Genomic DNA, 14799 nt, shown 5'->3' with positions numbered 1-14799 from the left:
GGAAATCGTATGAAAAAAAAACGCTTGAGCGTTGCCATCGCGGTGCTGGCAACAGGCCTGTTGTTGGCGGGCTGTTCGTCTAAAGTAGCAAATAAGCAGCAGTATTCAGGTTTTCTGAGCGATTACAGCAAGCTGCAGGAAACTGAATCGGCCACCGGCCATAAAACGCTGCGTTGGATCGATCCTACCTTTAAAGAATCCAATTACCGGGGCGTCTATTTTTCTCCTGTGACCTATTACCCGGCGGCCAAACCGACGGCACGCGTCAACCAGGATACGCTGAACAAAATCAAAGACTACGCCAATCAGCGAATCAACGCCGCACTGAGCGAGCGAATGACCGTGCTGCAAAGCCCGTCAGGATCGCGCGTGCTGCTCGCCAAAGTGGCGATCACCGCCGTGTCGGCTGAAAATGAAGATCTGAAGTTCTATGAAGTGACCCCGGTTACCGCAGTGATCGCCAGCACCATGGCCGCCAGCGGGCACCGCACGCAAAACACCACGCTGTTCCTCGAAGCGCAACTGATCGATCAGGATACCGGCAAAACGGTGATGGAAGTGGTGCGTAAGGGCTATGGCAAAACCGTCAGCAATGACTCCGCGCCGGTGACGGCGAACGAGGTCAAAGCGGCGATCGATAGCATGGTTACCGATATCGTGAAATTCCCGAAACAGGGTTAATTCTCTGCCGGAAAACATCGGGGGGAGCCTAAAGCTCCCCCCGATTTTATCCATCAACAAACCGGCTTAAATGCCGTCGCCGAACTCAAAACCCTGATTGGTGCCGTTGAAGTACTGATCCATATCCATCGAAGGCGTATCGCTTTCCGGTCGGCCGACGATGCGCGCCGGCACCCCGGCGGCGGTGGTATGCGGCGGTATGGATTGCAATACTACCGAGCCGGCACCGATTTTTGCGCCTTTGCCCACCTCGATATTGCCGAGAATTTTAGCCCCGGCGCCAATCATTACGCCCTCTCGGATCTTCGGATGACGATCGCCGCTGGTTTTGCCGGTACCGCCAAGGGTGACCGACTGCAGGATGGACACGTCGTTTTCCACTACTGCGGTTTCACCAATAACGATGCCGGTGGCATGGTCGAGCATAATACCGCAGCCAATAGTGGCCGCAGGGTGAATATCCACGCCAAAGGCGACCGAAATTTGATTTTGCAGGTAAATCGCCAACGCCTGGCGCCCCTGCAACCACAGCCAGTGGCCGATACGGTAAGCCTGCAGCGCATGGAAACCTTTCAGATACAGCAACGGCGTCGAGTATTTATCTACCGCCGGGTCGCGCAAACGCACCGCCAGGATATCGCGCGCTGCCGAGACGATCATCTGCTTATCGGCAAGGTAGGCGTCTTCCACCACTTCACGCACCGCAATAGCCGGCATAATCGGATTTGCCAGCTTGTTTGCCAGAATATAGCTGAGCGCACTGCCCAGGTTTTCATGCTTGAGCAACGTCGCATGGAAAAAGCTAGCCAGCATCGGTTCACACTCAGCCAGCTCTCTCGCTTCTGATTTGATGCTCTTCCAGACCTGCTCTAACTCTTCTGACGACATCAGGTTCCTCTCCACCTTGCAAAACAGGCTGCCTCACCGCATCACGGTCAGGCAGCCCAAATCAATTGCCGGGGTCAGCTCGCTGCCCCGCCTATCGGTTTTATACTTGTCGCCCTTCAAGCCGTAGCACCCACCGTTGGCTGCAACCTGAAATCCCCAGGGTATGGGGATCAGAGGCTGTGCTTTTCGTCTTTTCTGGTGCGCCCTAACAGGCTCAACGCGGCTTCCCGGGCATTTTTATGGCAGTACAACACCTGGTAAATCTGTTCGGTAATCGGCATTTCCACACCGTGTCGCTGCGCCAGCGCCAACACCTCTTTGGTATTGCGATAGCCTTCAACCACCTGACCGATACTGTCTTGCGCTTCTTGCACGCCTTTTCCCTGCCCCAGCATAATACCGAAACGGCGGTTGCGCGATTGATTATCGGTGCAGGTCAGCACCAGATCACCCAAACCGGCCATGCCCATGAAGGTCGAGGGATCGGCGCCCAACGCCGAGCCGAGGCGGCTCATTTCCGCCAGGCCACGGGTAATCAATGCAGTACGCGCATTGGCGCCAAAGCCGATGCCGTCTGACATCCCGGCGCCGATGGCAATCACGTTCTTCACCGCACCACCCAACTGCACGCCGATAAAATCGGGGTTGCTGTAAACGCGGAAGCTTTTACCGCAATGCAGCAGCTGTTGCAGATCTTCGGCAAACTGAGTATCGGTGGAAGCCAGCGCAATCGCGGTCGGCAGCCCGGCGGCCAGCTCTTTGGCGAACGTTGGCCCTGAGACCACCGCCAGCGGGATATCATCGCCCAGCGCTTCGCGTGCTACGTCCTGCAACAACCGGCCGGTCTCCGCTTCCAGCCCTTTGGTCGCCCACACAATGCGGGCATCCGGGCGCAGATGCGGCTTTAGCTGGCGCAATACGTCACCGAACACATGGCTTGGCACCACCACCAGCACATCGCGACTGGCAGCCAGCGCACGTGCCAGATCGGCTTCTAACAGCAGCGTGTCGGGGAAGGCAACGTCGGGGAGAAACGCCTGATTGCAGCGGTCACGCTGCAATTTTTGAATTTGCTCTGGGTTATGCCCCCACAGCGCCACATGGTGGCCGTTACGCGCCAGCGTAATGGCTAATGCGGTGCCGTACGAGCCGGCACCGATAACGGTCATTGAAGCATTGACGGTGTTCATCAGGCATCCTGATGTGGTGCGGCACCTTCGCCTTCCGCCTGCTGTTGCAGATAGTTCATGAACAGCGCGTCGAAGTTAACCGGTGCCAGGTTCAGTTGCGGGAATGTGCCGCGAGAAACCAGGCTGGTGATGCACTCACGCGCATACGGGAACAGAATGTTCGGGCAGTATGCACCCAGGCAATGCGCCAGCTGCGTGCCGTCGATGCCTGCAACGGAGAAGATGCCCGCCTGCTGCACTTCACACAGGAACGCAGTTTCTTCGCCCAGAGACGCAGTCACGGTTACGCGCAGTACAACTTCATACACTTCGTCAGCCAACTGGCTGGAAGCGGTATCTAGATCCAGTTTAACTTCTGGCTGCCATTCCTGCTGGAAAACCTGCGGAGCGTTTGGCGCTTCGAAGGAGATATCCTTGGTGTAAATGCGCTGAATCTGGAAAGCCATCTCTGTGCTGTTTTGTTCTGACATGTGTGTAATACCCTTGGTTAAACGTCCTTATTGACACTCAGTAACCGGCAGTGGTCCGCTTATAGCAACGGATCCAGACCACCACGAGCATCGAGTTCATATAAATCATCGCAGCCGCCGATATGCCGGTCGTCGATGAAAATCTGAGGCACGGTGGTGCGCCCACTGCGCGCAATCATCGCTTCGCGTTTTTCATTATCGCCATCAATGGCGATTTCGTTAAACGCCGCGCCCTTACTGTTCAGCAGCGCTTTGGCGCGATGGCAGAACGGACAGGTCGCTTTGGTGTAGATATCAATGTTAGCCATGGATTACCACCTCAAATACATTAAAGAATTACTTACCGCGCACTAACGGCAGGTTTTCCCCGCTCCAGCCGGCAATACCGTCTTTCAGCATGGCCACGTTTTCAAAACCGGCCTTGCTCAGGTTTTCCGCCGGCTCGCGAGAGGCAGTGCCGTTGGCGCAAACCACGATGATCGGCTGAGCCTTGTGTTTTTCCAGCTCGCCCAGGCTGCCGTTTTTGATTTCGCTCGCCGTCAGGTTGATGGCGTTGGCCAGGTGGCCTTTACGGAAATCATCACGGCTGCGGGTATCAACCACAACGGCATCTTCTTTATTAATCAGGCGAGTGGCTTCACCACGAGCGATCTCTTTCACCTTGGAGAAACGGCTTTTGAACGTCATGACGATCACGGCAACCAGCAAGCCAATCCAAGCCAGGCTCAGTATCGGATGCTTGCTAACGAATTGCATAATTTCTTGCAGCATGGGGTGTAACAACTCCCGTCAGTTAAGGGATAAAATAAGTCAAGGCTCCAGAGTATACCTGCCGAGTGCGGCAAATACAGCCAATAAGCAAGCGCTATTGCAGAAACTGCGGAGTACGCTGAGAAATTCCTGACGTCAGGGCATAAAAGCCGGTCTTGTTCGCCGCAACTTTGATCTCTCGGGGCTCTTTTTAATCGTGCGCGTTGTAAAATCGGGCGGTTTTAAGGTGAATAGCCATCATTCCGATTGCGGGCAGATGGCTATTCACAACTTAAAAGTTCATAACGAGGTTAATGCAATGTCGAGTAACAAAAAGCCGATGGTGCTGGTGATCCTGGACGGCTACGGCCATCGGGAGGAGCAACAGGACAATGCCATTCTGAACGCCAAAACGCCGGTGATGGATCGCTTGTGGCAACAGCAGCCGCATACCCTGATCGCCGCTTCCGGCCTGGACGTGGGCTTGCCTGATGGCCAGATGGGCAACTCGGAGGTCGGCCACGTCAACCTGGGCGCCGGACGCATCGTTTATCAGGATCTGACCCGACTGGATAAAGAAATCAAAGACGGCGACTTCTTCGCCAACCCGACGCTGACGGCAGCGGTCGACAAGGCCGTACAGGCGGGCAAAGCGGTGCATATCATGGGCCTGCTGTCGCCGGGCGGCGTGCACAGTCATGAAGACCACATTTTGGCCATGATTGAACTGGCCGCTCAACGCGGCGCGAAAGCCGTGTACCTGCACGCCTTCCTCGACGGCCGCGACACTCCGCCACGCAGCGCAGAAAACTCGCTGCAACGCTTTAGCGACGCCTTTGCCAAACTGGGCGCCGGGCGCATCGCCTCGCTGATTGGCCGCTATTACGCCATGGACCGCGACAATCGCTGGGACCGTGTTCAACTGGCTTATGCGCTGATGACCGAGGCTCAGGGCGATTACGTGGCCGATAACGCCGTTGCCGCACTGCAAGCCGCTTATGAGCGCGGCGAAAACGACGAATTCGTGAAACCGACCGTGCTTCAGGCCGCCGGTGAAGCCTCCGCCGCTCTGCAGGATGGCGACGCGCTGATTTTCATGAACTTCCGCGCCGATCGCGCGCGCCAGATCGTTCGCGCCTTCGTGAATGCCGATTTCGACGGATTCCCCCGCGCCAAGGTGGTGAACTTCGGTGATTTCGTGATGTTGACCGAATATGCCGCCGACATCAAAACCCCTTGCGCCTACCCGCCGGCGTCGCTAAACAACACCTTCGGCGAATGGCTGATGAAGCACGACAAAACGCAGTTGCGCATCTCGGAAACCGAAAAATACGCACACGTCACGTTCTTCTATAACGGCGGTGTGGAAGAACCGTTCAAAGGCGAAGAACGCGTGCTGGTCAACTCGCCGAAGGTCGCCACCTACGATCTGCAACCGGAAATGAGTTCGGCGGAGCTGACCGACAAACTGCTGAGTGCCATCAGCAGCGGCAAATACGACGCCATTATCTGCAACTACCCGAACGGCGACATGGTGGGCCATACCGGCGTCTATGACGCGGCGGTGAAAGCGGTGGAAACCCTCGATAGCTGCATCGCGCAGGTCGTGGAGGCCGTTAAGGCCGTTGACGGACAGCTGTTGATCACCGCCGATCACGGCAACGCCGAACAAATGCGCGATCCGGCCACCGGTCAGGCGCATACCGCCCACACCAGCCTGCCGGTGCCGCTGATTTACGTCGGTAAGCCTGCTCACGCGGTCAACGGCGGCAAGCTTTCCGATATCGCGCCGACCATGTTGACGCTGATGGGAATGGAAATCCCGAAAGAGATGACTGGTAAGCCGCTGTTCATCGTGGAATAATCCTTCTCCATGAGGGAGAAGGCGTTTTTTGCACTATCAAGGGTAACCCGAAGCGCAAACGCAGGCAGCCGGCCGCTGCCTGAACGCACAGCGCCAAGGAAGTTGACCGCCATGTGCGCCAGCGTATTTTGCGCTGGCGTCTTGCTGTTGCCGTTAGCCGGACAGGCGGCGGAAGACAACAAATCCCAGCTCAAAGACATCCAGCAAAGCATCGCCGAAAAAGAGAAGGCGGTTAAACAGCAGCAGCAGCAACGCAGCTCATTGCAGGATCAGCTTAAACAGCAGGAAAAAACCATCGCGCAGGCCAGCCGCCTGCTGCGTGACACCCAGGGCACGCTAAGCCAACTGGGGAAAGACATTTCCGGCCTGAACGCCTCCATCGCCAAGCTGCAAAAGCAGCAGTCTACTCAGCAAGAGATCCTCGCCAAACAGCTCGACGCCGCTTTCCGGCAGGGGCAACACAGTGCAGTACAACTGATCCTCAGCGGTGAGGAGAGCCAGCGCAGCGAGCGTATTCTGGCTTACTTCAGCTATCTGAACGAGGCGCGTCAGCAAACTATCGAAGAACTGAAGCAAACCCGTGTCGAGCTGGCAAAGCAAAAAACCACGCTGGTGGCCAAACAGGGCCAGCAAAAATCGCTGTTGGGCGAACAGCAAACGCAACAACAGAAGCTGGAACAGGCACGTGGCGCACGTAAGCAAACGCTGACCGCACTGGAAGCCTCGCTGGAAAAAGATCAGCAGCGGCTGGTGGAACTGCGTCAAAACGAAACCCGCATGCGCGATAAAATTGCCCGAGCTGAACGCGAAGCCCGCGCCCGTGCCGAACGTGAAGCGCGTGAAGCCGCCAAGGTGCGCGAGCAAATGCGCGCCAAAGAACAGCAGGCGAAGAAAACCGGCACCAGTTACAAACCTAGCGAAGCCGACCGCTCGCTGATTGCCCGTACCGGCGGCCTTGGCAGACCGAGCGGACAAGCGATGTGGCCGGTTCGTGGCCGCACCTTGCACAGTTTTGGTGAACAATTGCAGGGCGAGTTACGCTGGAAAGGCATGGTGATCTCGGCCGCCGAAGGCAGCGAAGTGAAAGCCATTGCCGACGGCCGCGTATTGCTGGCCGACTGGCTGCAAGGCTATGGTCTGGTCGTCGTAGTCGAGCACGGTAAGGGCGACATGAGCCTGTATGGCTACAATCAGAGCGCGTTGGTCAACGTCGGGGCGCAGGTCCGCGCCGGGCAGCCGATAGCCTTGGTAGGCACCAGCGGAGGCCAGGGAACGCCGTCGCTTTATTTCGAAATCCGTCGTCAAGGTCAGGCGGTTAACCCACTACCGTGGTTGGGAAGATAGATTTGCGCTATATCAAAACCCGTACTGTCGTATTGATTGGCTGTCTGTTGCAGGTTTGCGCCGCGCAGGCGGGGAAGTTGTCCATCGTTATCGATGACGTGGGTTATCGGCCGCACGAGGAAGGCGCCGTGCTGCAAATGCCGACGGCGATCTCCGTTGCCGTGCTGCCCAATGCCCCTCACGCCCGTCTAATGGCCACCCGCGCCCACAGCCAGGGCCGTGAAGTGTTGATTCACATGCCAATGGCCCCGCTCAGCAAACAGCCGTTGGAGCGCGATACGCTGCAGCCTTCCATGAGCAGTGAAGAGATCCAGCGCATCATCCGCAATGCGGTGAATAACGTGCCTTACGCGGTGGGAATGAACAACCACATGGGCAGCGCCATGACCTCCAGCCTGCCGGGCATGCAGAAAGTCATGCAGGCGCTCGAAAGTTACCGCCTGTACTTTCTCGATAGCATGACCATTGGCAATAGCCAGGCCACCCGTGCCGCTGCAGGCACCGGGGTGAAGGTCATCAAGCGTAAAGTGTTTCTGGACGATACCGCCAACGAGGCCGATATTCGCCGCCAGTTTAACCGTGCGGTCGATCTGGCACGGCGCAACGGTTCCGCCATCGCGATTGGTCATCCACGTCCGGCGACGGTAAAGGTGCTGCAGCAAATGCTGCCGACGTTGCCGGCCGATATCGTGCTGGTGAAACCCAGTTCGCTGCTGAATGAACCGCAGAGTAACAGCGGCGGCGGCAGTTACGTTCCAGCGCCGGTCAAGCCGCAGAAACCGCAGCCGAAGAACCCGTTCACCGGCGGTATAAAGCAGTGCAAGGTCAAGTTGCCGAAGGAAAAAGTCAACGCAGGCAAGGCGATAAGCGTGATCGGCGAAAGCGTGACACAGTCGCCGGCGGCAGAGTTTATCAAGCGCCAGTGGCATCGCTGGGTCGACTCAGCGCCAGACAAACCGAAAGCATAAAATCAGGGCCGGAATCTTCCGGCCCTTTTTACTGTCAATCCCAGCTCAAAACCACTTTTCCGGACTGCCCGGAGCGCATGGCATCAAAGCCCTGCTGGAACTCATCGATCGAGAAACGGTGGGTGATGATAGGTGTCAGATCCAGGCCAGACTGAATCAGCGCCGCCATCTTATACCAGGTCTCAAACATCTCACGGCCATAAATCCCTTTGATAAACAGCCCTTTGAAGATCACCTGATTCCAGTCGATCGACATATCCGACGGTGGAATACCCAGCATGGCGATGCGGCCACCGTGGTTCATCGCATTCAGCAGCGTACGGAACGCCGGTGGTGCGCCGGACATTTCCAGCCCCACGTCGAACCCTTCGGTCATGCCCAGTTCGGCCATCACGTCGTTCAGGTTTTCTTTGCTGACGTTCACCGCACGGGTCACGCCCATTTTACGCGCCAGTTCCAGCCGGTATTCGTTAACGTCGGTGATCACTACGTGGCGGGCACCAACGTGCTTGCACACCGCAGCGGCCATAATGCCTATCGGGCCGGCACCGGAAACCAACACGTCTTCGCCAACCAGATCAAACGACAGCGCCGTATGAACCGCGTTGCCGAACGGGTCGAAGATTGACGCCAGCTCATCGGAAATATTGTCCGGGATCTTGAAAGCGTTAAACGCCGGGATCACCAGGTATTCGGCAAAGGAACCCGGACGGTTCACGCCCACGCCAATGGTGTTGCGGCACAGATGGGTGCGGCCGCCACGGCAGTTACGGCAGTGGCCACAGGTGATATGGCCTTCGCCGGAAACGCGGTCCCCGACGTTAAACCCTTTAACTTCCTGACCCATGGCAACCACTTCACCCACGTACTCGTGGCCGACCACCATAGGTACCGGGATGGTTTTCTGCGACCATTCATCCCAGTTATAAATATGAACATCGGTACCGCAGATCGCGGTTTTACGGATTTTAATCATGATGTCGTTATGGCCCAGCTCAGGCTGAGGCACATCCGTCATCCAAATCCCTTCTTCCGCTTTCAGTTTTGACAATGCTTTCATGGTTTTACCTTATGCAATAACGCCAAGATCCTTACCGATACGAATGAACGCCGCAACTGCACGCTCAATTTGCTCCGGGGTGTGGTCAGCAGACATCTGGGTACGGATGCGCGCCTGGCCTTTCGGCACCACCGGATAGAAGAAACCGGTCACATAAATGCCTTCCTTGAGCAGCGCGTTGGCGAACTCCTGCGCCAGCTTTGCTTCACCCAACATCACCGGGATGATGGCGTGATCGGCCCCGGCCAACTCAAAGCCCGCCGCGGTCATTTTTTCGCGGAACAGGCTCGCATTGGCCCACAGACGATCGCGCAGCGCATCGCCCTGCTCCAGCAGTTCCAGCACTTTGATCGAAGCGGCGACAATCGCCGGCGCCAGCGAGTTGGAGAACAGATAAGGCCGCGAACGCTGGCGCAACCACTCCACCACCTCTTTTTTCGCCGCAGTATAGCCGCCGGACGCGCCGCCCAGCGCTTTGCCCAGCGTACCGGTAATGATGTCGACGCGGCCCATCACGTCGCAATACTCATGGGTGCCGCGCCCATTGGCGCCAACGAAACCTACCGCATGGGAATCATCCACCATCACCAGCGCCTGATACTGGTCCGCCAGGTCGCATACCCCTTTCAGGTTAGCGATCACGCCGTCCATGGAGAACACGCCGTCGGTTGCGATCATGATGTGGCGCGCGCCATCGGCCTTGGCCTGTTTCAGCTGCGCAGCCAACTCGTTCATGTCGTTATTGGCATAGCGGTAACGCTTCGCCTTGCACAAACGCACGCCGTCGATGATCGACGCGTGGTTCAGCGTGTCGGAGATAATCGCGTCTTCCGGCCCAAGCAGCGTTTCGAACAGCCCGCCGTTGGCATCGAAGCAAGAGGAATACAAGATGGCGTCTTCCATACCGAGAAAATCGGCCAATTTCCGCTCCAGCTGCTTATGGCTGTCCTGGGTGCCGCAAATAAAGCGCACCGACGCCATGCCGAAACCGTGGCTGTCCATACCGGCCTTGGCCGCCGCGATCATCGCCGGATGGTTGGCCAGGCCAAGGTAGTTGTTGGCGCAGAAGTTGATGACATGGCGGCCGTCGGCAACGGCGATATCAGCCTGCTGAGCGGTGGTGATAATGCGCTCTTCCTTGAACAACCCTTCGCTACGGGCGGTTGCAAGCTGTTGTTCCAACTGCTGATAAAAAGACGCGGACATTCGGTTATCTCCAGGATGGGTCTGTTTTCCACATATTTTACTGATTTGTAACCAAACTGACGACAATACACAGGAGAGAATATGAAAATTGCAGCAGATATCACGGCAAAGTGCTTTGATGCTCGACATCGCGGGATATTCGGAGCCCGTCCGATGTTTGCGGCGGCATGAAATGCTATTATAAGCGGCATTGAGCGTGGGGCACCCTGTCCCACCGGGCAGAATAATAGGGGTAACCCAATGATTATCGTTACTGGTGGCGCCGGCATGATCGGCAGCAATATCATTAAGGCGCTGAATGACACAGGGTATCGCGATATCCTGGTGGTAGATAACCTGAAAGACGGCACCAAATTCGCCAACCTGGTCGATCTGGATATCGCCGACTATATCGATAAAGAAGATTTTATCGCCAACATCGTGGCCGGTGACGATCTGGGTGAAATCGACGCGGTATTCCATGAAGGTGCCTGTTCATCCACCACCGAGTGGGATGGCAAGTACATGATGGACAACAACTATCAGTACTCCAAAGACCTGCTGCATTATTGCCTGGATCGCGAAATCCCGTTCCTGTACGCCTCATCGGCAGCCACCTACGGCGGCCGTGAAGAATTTATCGAAGAGCGCCAGTTTGAAGAGCCGCTGAACGTGTACGGTTACTCCAAATTCCTGTTCGATCAGTACGTACGTGAAATTCTGCCTGAGGCGGATTCACAGATCTGCGGCTTCCGTTACTTCAACGTTTATGGCCCGCGCGAAGGCCACAAAGGCAGCATGGCCAGCGTTGCATTCCACCTGAACAGCCAGATCAACCGCGGCGAGAACCCGAAACTGTTCGACGGCAGCCAGGACTTCAAGCGTGACTTTATCTACGTCGGCGACGTCGCCGCGGTAAACCTGTGGTTCTGGAAAAGCGGCGTGTCCGGCATTTTCAACTGCGGCACCGGCCGTGCGGAAACCTTCCAGGCGGTGGCCGACGCGGTGGTCGATTTCCACCAGAAAGGCGCGGTGGAAAACATCCCGTTCCCGGAAAAACTCAAAGGTCGCTACCAGGCGTTTACCCAGGCCGACCTGACCAAGTTGCGCGCTGCCGGCTATGACGCGCCGTTCAAAACGGTCGCCGAAGGCGTGAAAGAGTACATGGCCTGGTTGAACCGCACCGCTTAAGCTGAAGGAAATCATTCAGGGTATGAAAATACTGGTTATCGGCCCTTCGTGGGTTGGCGATATGATGATGTCGCAAAGTCTCTACCGCACCCTGAAGGCCGAGCACCCGACAGCGGAAATTGACGTGATGGCGCCTGCCTGGTGCCGTCCGTTGCTGGCGCGTATGCCGGAGGTCAATCAGGCTCTGTCGATGCCGTTAGGCCACGGCGCGCTGGCGCTCGGTGAACGCCGGCGCTTGGGGCGCGCCCTGCGCGCCAACGGCTACGATCGCGCTTACGTGCTGCCCAACTCGTTCAAATCCGCGTTGGTGCCGTTCTTCGCCCAGGTGCCGCAGCGGACCGGTTGGCGTGGCGAAATGCGCTACGGTCTGCTCAATGATATCCGCGTCCTGGACAAAGCCGCCTTTCCATTGATGGTACAGCGCTATGTGGCGCTGGCTTACGACAAGCAACGCATTCAGCGCGCCGAAGATCTGCCGCAACCGCTGCTGTGGCCGCAGTTGCAGGTAAGCGACGAAGAAATTGCCGAAACCACCGCGGCCTTCAACCTGACAGATCACCGGCCGATTATCGGTTTCTGCCCAGGGGCCGAATTTGGCCCGGCCAAACGCTGGCCGCACTACCACTACGCCCAGTTGGCGCAGATGCTGATCGATCAAGGTTATCAAATCGCGCTGTTCGGCTCGGCCAAGGATCACGAAGCGGGCGAACAAATCCGCGCGACGCTGGATGACGACGCCCGAGGATTTTGCATGAATCTGGCCGGGGAAACTCAGTTGGAGCAGGCCGTGATCCTGCTGGCGTCCTGCCAGGCCGTGGTCAGCAACGACTCAGGCCTGATGCACGTTGCAGCGGCATTGAACAAACCGCTGATAGCATTGTACGGCCCAAGCAGCCCGGATTTCACGCCGCCGCTGTCCGATAAAGCCAAAGTGATCCGCTTAATCAGTGGTTACCATAAGATACGCAAAGGCGATGCCGATCAGGGTTACCATCAGAGCCTGATCGATATTCAGCCACAGCAGGTGTTGGACGCGCTGACGCCGTTACTTGCCGCCAGCGAGGAATAAGTAAGCATGCAGGTGTTGATTGTAAAAACCTCCTCGATGGGAGACGTACTCCATACGCTACCGGCGTTGACCGACGCCATGCAGGCCATTCCCGGCATTCGCTTCGACTGGGTGGTGGAGGAAGGTTTCAGCCAGATCCCCACCTGGCATCCTGCGGTAGACCGCGTGATCCCGGTGGCGATCCGCCGCTGGCGCAAAAACTGGTTTGGCAGCGAGACGCGCCAGGAACGCTGCGATTTTAAACGCCTGGTGCAGGAGCGCACCTACGACGCGGTGATCGACGCCCAGGGGCTAATCAAAAGCGCCGCACTGATCACCCGCATCGCCAAAGGCAACAAACACGGCCAGGATGCCAAGAGTGCCCGCGAACCCTTCGCCAGCTGGTTCTATAACCACCGTCATGACATCGACAAGCAGCAGCACGCCGTGGAGCGTACCCGCGAACTGTTCGCCAAAAGCCTGGGCTATGCTAAGCCGGAAAGCTACGGCGATTACGCCATTGCGGCGCGCTTTCTCAGCCACCTGCCGGCCGACGCCGGACAATACCTGGTGTTTTTGCACGCCACGACCCGCGATGAGAAACATTGGCCTGAGTCGCACTGGCGGGAATTGATTGGGCTGATGGCGCCAAGCGGGCTGAAGATCAAATTGCCATGGGGTGCGGAACACGAACGCCTGCGCGCGCTGCGTTTGGCGGAAGGCTTCCCGCACGTCGAGGTGCTGCCAAAACTCAGCCTGCAGCAGGTCGCCGAGGTGCTGGCTGGCGCGAAAGGCGTGGTCTCGGTCGATACCGGTCTCAGCCATCTGACCGCTGCGCTCGACAGGCCTAATATCACGCTGTTCGGCCCGACCGATCCGGGATTGATCGGCGGCTATGGGCAAAATCAGCATTCCCTGATTTCTCCGGAAAAAAGCATGGCGACGCTCAGCGCTGACGCAGTCTGGGCAGAATTGCAAAAGGTTATTTGATGAAAAAACTGCACATTATCAATTTAGGGAAAATGGGTGGTGTCGAACGTCTGTTCCTGCAGTATATCAACGACACGACCGATGGCAGCAACGAAGTCATTTGCATCAGCGGTGAGGTCGGTGAAGAAATCCGTCGGCAAATGCCTGACCAGAAGATCACCTTTGCCAACAGGTTGATTAACGCGTTCCCGCTGCGTTGCCCGCAATTCTTGCGCAAATACCTGCTGAAAAGAAAAATCGAGAAAGCCAACGCCGACATAGTGATTGTCTGGGATCTTGTGCCCGGCCTGGCAGCGAAGCCTAAACGCGGCAAACTGGTTTATTACGATCATGGCTGCTCTTGGCGCTATCCGAAAAACCCGAAGACATTACGATTTCTCGCCATGCTGGACGGCTGCATCTCTGCGTCTTACGCCTCAAAGCGGGTGATGGCGCTACGGTTTAACCTGCCCTGTCCCAATCACGTGGTGATTAACCGGCTTAAAACCCCTATCGGTATCCATGATAGTTTGAAACCACTTAGCCGGCCGGTGAGGATAGGTACGGCGTCTCGCCTGGTGAGCCTGAAAGGCATCAGCGTTTCATTGCTGACGCTGCAGGAGTTGCTGCGCCGCGGGCATGATGTCACCCTGGAAATCGCCGGCAAGGGGCCGGATCGGGCGGCGTTTGAAGCACTGGCAGAAAAACTCGAACTGGGCGATCGGGTCACTTTCAGCGGCTTTCAGGATAACGTGGCCGACTTTTTCAACCGTACCCATATCTATATGAGCACGCCGATTACCGAACCCTTCGGCTTATCCTGCATGGAATCGCTTTATTTTGGCGTACCGGTGATCTTCCCGCAGGTGGACGGCCAGCCTGAAGTGATCAAGGACGGGCAGTGCGGTATTGGGCTGACGCCTGCAGTGACAATCGAAGAACATCGCCGGCTGACCGGCATCAAGGTGGATTTCCCTCACGATGTTTACGATCCGGCTACCGATGCCCTGGTGGTGCCAAAGCTGCTGTCGCATCTGGAATGCGCGGATGCGGTCGAAAGGCTGATGGTGCCCGAAACCTACCAAACCATGAGCCGAAATGCGCAGCGTTACCCCGTCGAACATTTTAGCTACGCTATGTTCAAGACCGAGTTTGATGATTCGCTGAAATCATTTATTACCCAAACGTAAT

15 protein-coding genes are annotated in these 14799 nt (G+C 56.9%); 8 read left to right on the top strand and 7 right to left on the bottom strand.

The features are described from left to right. The first annotated feature begins 9 nt into the window (after nucleotides 1-9). Nucleotides 10-681 (top strand): DUF3313 domain-containing protein, encoded by a 672-nt coding sequence (locus tag ACUTQW_RS22435; RefSeq protein WP_006328881.1) that lies wholly within the window; start codon nucleotides 10-12, stop codon nucleotides 679-681. 66 nt (nucleotides 682-747) lie between these two features. On the opposite strand, the gene cysE is transcribed toward ACUTQW_RS22435, so the two are convergent. From cysE to ACUTQW_RS22410, 5 genes are all read right to left on the bottom strand, one after another. After that, nucleotides 748-1569, bottom strand: coding sequence for a serine O-acetyltransferase (gene cysE, locus ACUTQW_RS22430; RefSeq protein ID WP_004953246.1), 822 nt, complete (start codon nucleotides 1567-1569; stop codon nucleotides 748-750). A 170-nt stretch (nucleotides 1570-1739) separates the two neighbouring features. After that, nucleotides 1740-2759: an NAD(P)H-dependent glycerol-3-phosphate dehydrogenase gene (gpsA, locus tag ACUTQW_RS22425; RefSeq protein WP_445654967.1), complete on the bottom strand. Its 1020-nt coding sequence runs from the start codon at nucleotides 2757-2759 to the stop codon at nucleotides 1740-1742. Next, nucleotides 2759-3229 carry a protein-export chaperone SecB gene (secB, locus tag ACUTQW_RS22420; protein WP_004953255.1) on the bottom strand — a complete coding sequence of 157 codons (471 nt, stop codon included), beginning with the start codon at nucleotides 3227-3229 and terminating at the stop codon, nucleotides 2759-2761. Before secB ends, gpsA begins: the two co-directional genes overlap by 1 nt. 59 nt (nucleotides 3230-3288) lie before the next feature. Beyond that, nucleotides 3289-3537, bottom strand: a complete 249-nt coding sequence (gene grxC, locus ACUTQW_RS22415; RefSeq protein ID WP_004953258.1) for a glutaredoxin 3 — start codon at nucleotides 3535-3537, stop codon at nucleotides 3289-3291. A 28-nt stretch (nucleotides 3538-3565) separates the two neighbouring features. Then, nucleotides 3566-4000 (bottom strand): rhodanese-like domain-containing protein, encoded by a 435-nt coding sequence (locus ACUTQW_RS22410; RefSeq protein WP_006328896.1) that lies wholly within the window; start codon nucleotides 3998-4000, stop codon nucleotides 3566-3568. Between the two features lie 298 nt (nucleotides 4001-4298). On the opposite strand from ACUTQW_RS22410, the gene gpmM reads away from it, so the two are divergent. From gpmM to ACUTQW_RS22395, 3 genes are read left to right on the top strand one after another with little or no spacing between them, the layout of a single operon-like run. Further along, complete coding sequence (gene gpmM, locus ACUTQW_RS22405) at nucleotides 4299-5843, top strand: 2,3-bisphosphoglycerate-independent phosphoglycerate mutase (protein ID WP_006328897.1); 1545 nt, start codon at nucleotides 4299-4301, stop codon at nucleotides 5841-5843. Nucleotides 5844-5852: 9 nt separating this feature from the next. Next, nucleotides 5853-7187, top strand: coding sequence for a murein hydrolase activator EnvC (envC, locus tag ACUTQW_RS22400; protein ID WP_020439989.1), 1335 nt, complete (start codon nucleotides 5853-5855; stop codon nucleotides 7185-7187). Nucleotides 7188-7189: 2 nt separating this feature from the next. Beyond that, nucleotides 7190-8155, top strand: coding sequence for a divergent polysaccharide deacetylase family protein (locus ACUTQW_RS22395; RefSeq protein WP_041417675.1), 966 nt, complete (start codon nucleotides 7190-7192; stop codon nucleotides 8153-8155). A 34-nt stretch (nucleotides 8156-8189) separates the two neighbouring features. Here the strand turns inward: ACUTQW_RS22395 and tdh are convergent, their stop codons facing one another. Together tdh and kbl are read right to left on the bottom strand one after the other, a co-directional pair. Beyond that, nucleotides 8190-9215, bottom strand: a complete 1026-nt coding sequence (gene tdh / locus ACUTQW_RS22390) for an L-threonine 3-dehydrogenase (RefSeq protein ID WP_004953275.1) — start codon at nucleotides 9213-9215, stop codon at nucleotides 8190-8192. Between the two features lie 9 nt (nucleotides 9216-9224). Next, a complete protein-coding gene (kbl, locus tag ACUTQW_RS22385; protein ID WP_004953277.1) occupies nucleotides 9225-10421 on the bottom strand; it encodes a glycine C-acetyltransferase in 1197 nt (398 codons plus the stop codon). Nucleotides 10422-10661: 240 nt separating this feature from the next. Here kbl and rfaD point away from each other — a divergent pair, with 240 nt between their 5' ends. The 4 genes from rfaD to ACUTQW_RS22365 are packed head-to-tail and all read left to right on the top strand — an operon-like array spanning nucleotide 10662 to nucleotide 14798. Then, nucleotides 10662-11591, top strand: coding sequence for an ADP-glyceromanno-heptose 6-epimerase (gene rfaD, locus ACUTQW_RS22380; RefSeq protein ID WP_004953280.1), 930 nt, complete (start codon nucleotides 10662-10664; stop codon nucleotides 11589-11591). 22 nt (nucleotides 11592-11613) lie between these two features. Continuing rightward, on the top strand, nucleotides 11614-12660 hold the full coding sequence (gene rfaF, locus ACUTQW_RS22375) for an ADP-heptose--LPS heptosyltransferase RfaF (RefSeq protein ID WP_004953283.1): 1047 nt from the start codon (nucleotides 11614-11616) through the stop codon (nucleotides 12658-12660). A gap of 6 nt (nucleotides 12661-12666) precedes the next feature. Next, entirely contained in the window at nucleotides 12667-13629 is a 963-nt protein-coding gene (rfaC, locus tag ACUTQW_RS22370) for a lipopolysaccharide heptosyltransferase RfaC (protein WP_006328903.1), read from the top strand. Next, a complete protein-coding gene (locus ACUTQW_RS22365) occupies nucleotides 13629-14798 on the top strand; it encodes a glycosyltransferase family 4 protein (protein WP_006328904.1) in 1170 nt (389 codons plus the stop codon). Before rfaC ends, ACUTQW_RS22365 begins: the two co-directional genes overlap by 1 nt. The last annotated feature ends 1 nt before the right edge of the window (nucleotide 14799 follow it).

This window comes from Serratia sp. TSA_7 (assembly GCF_052692135.1).
This window is presented reverse-complemented; position numbering and strand designations above follow the sequence as displayed.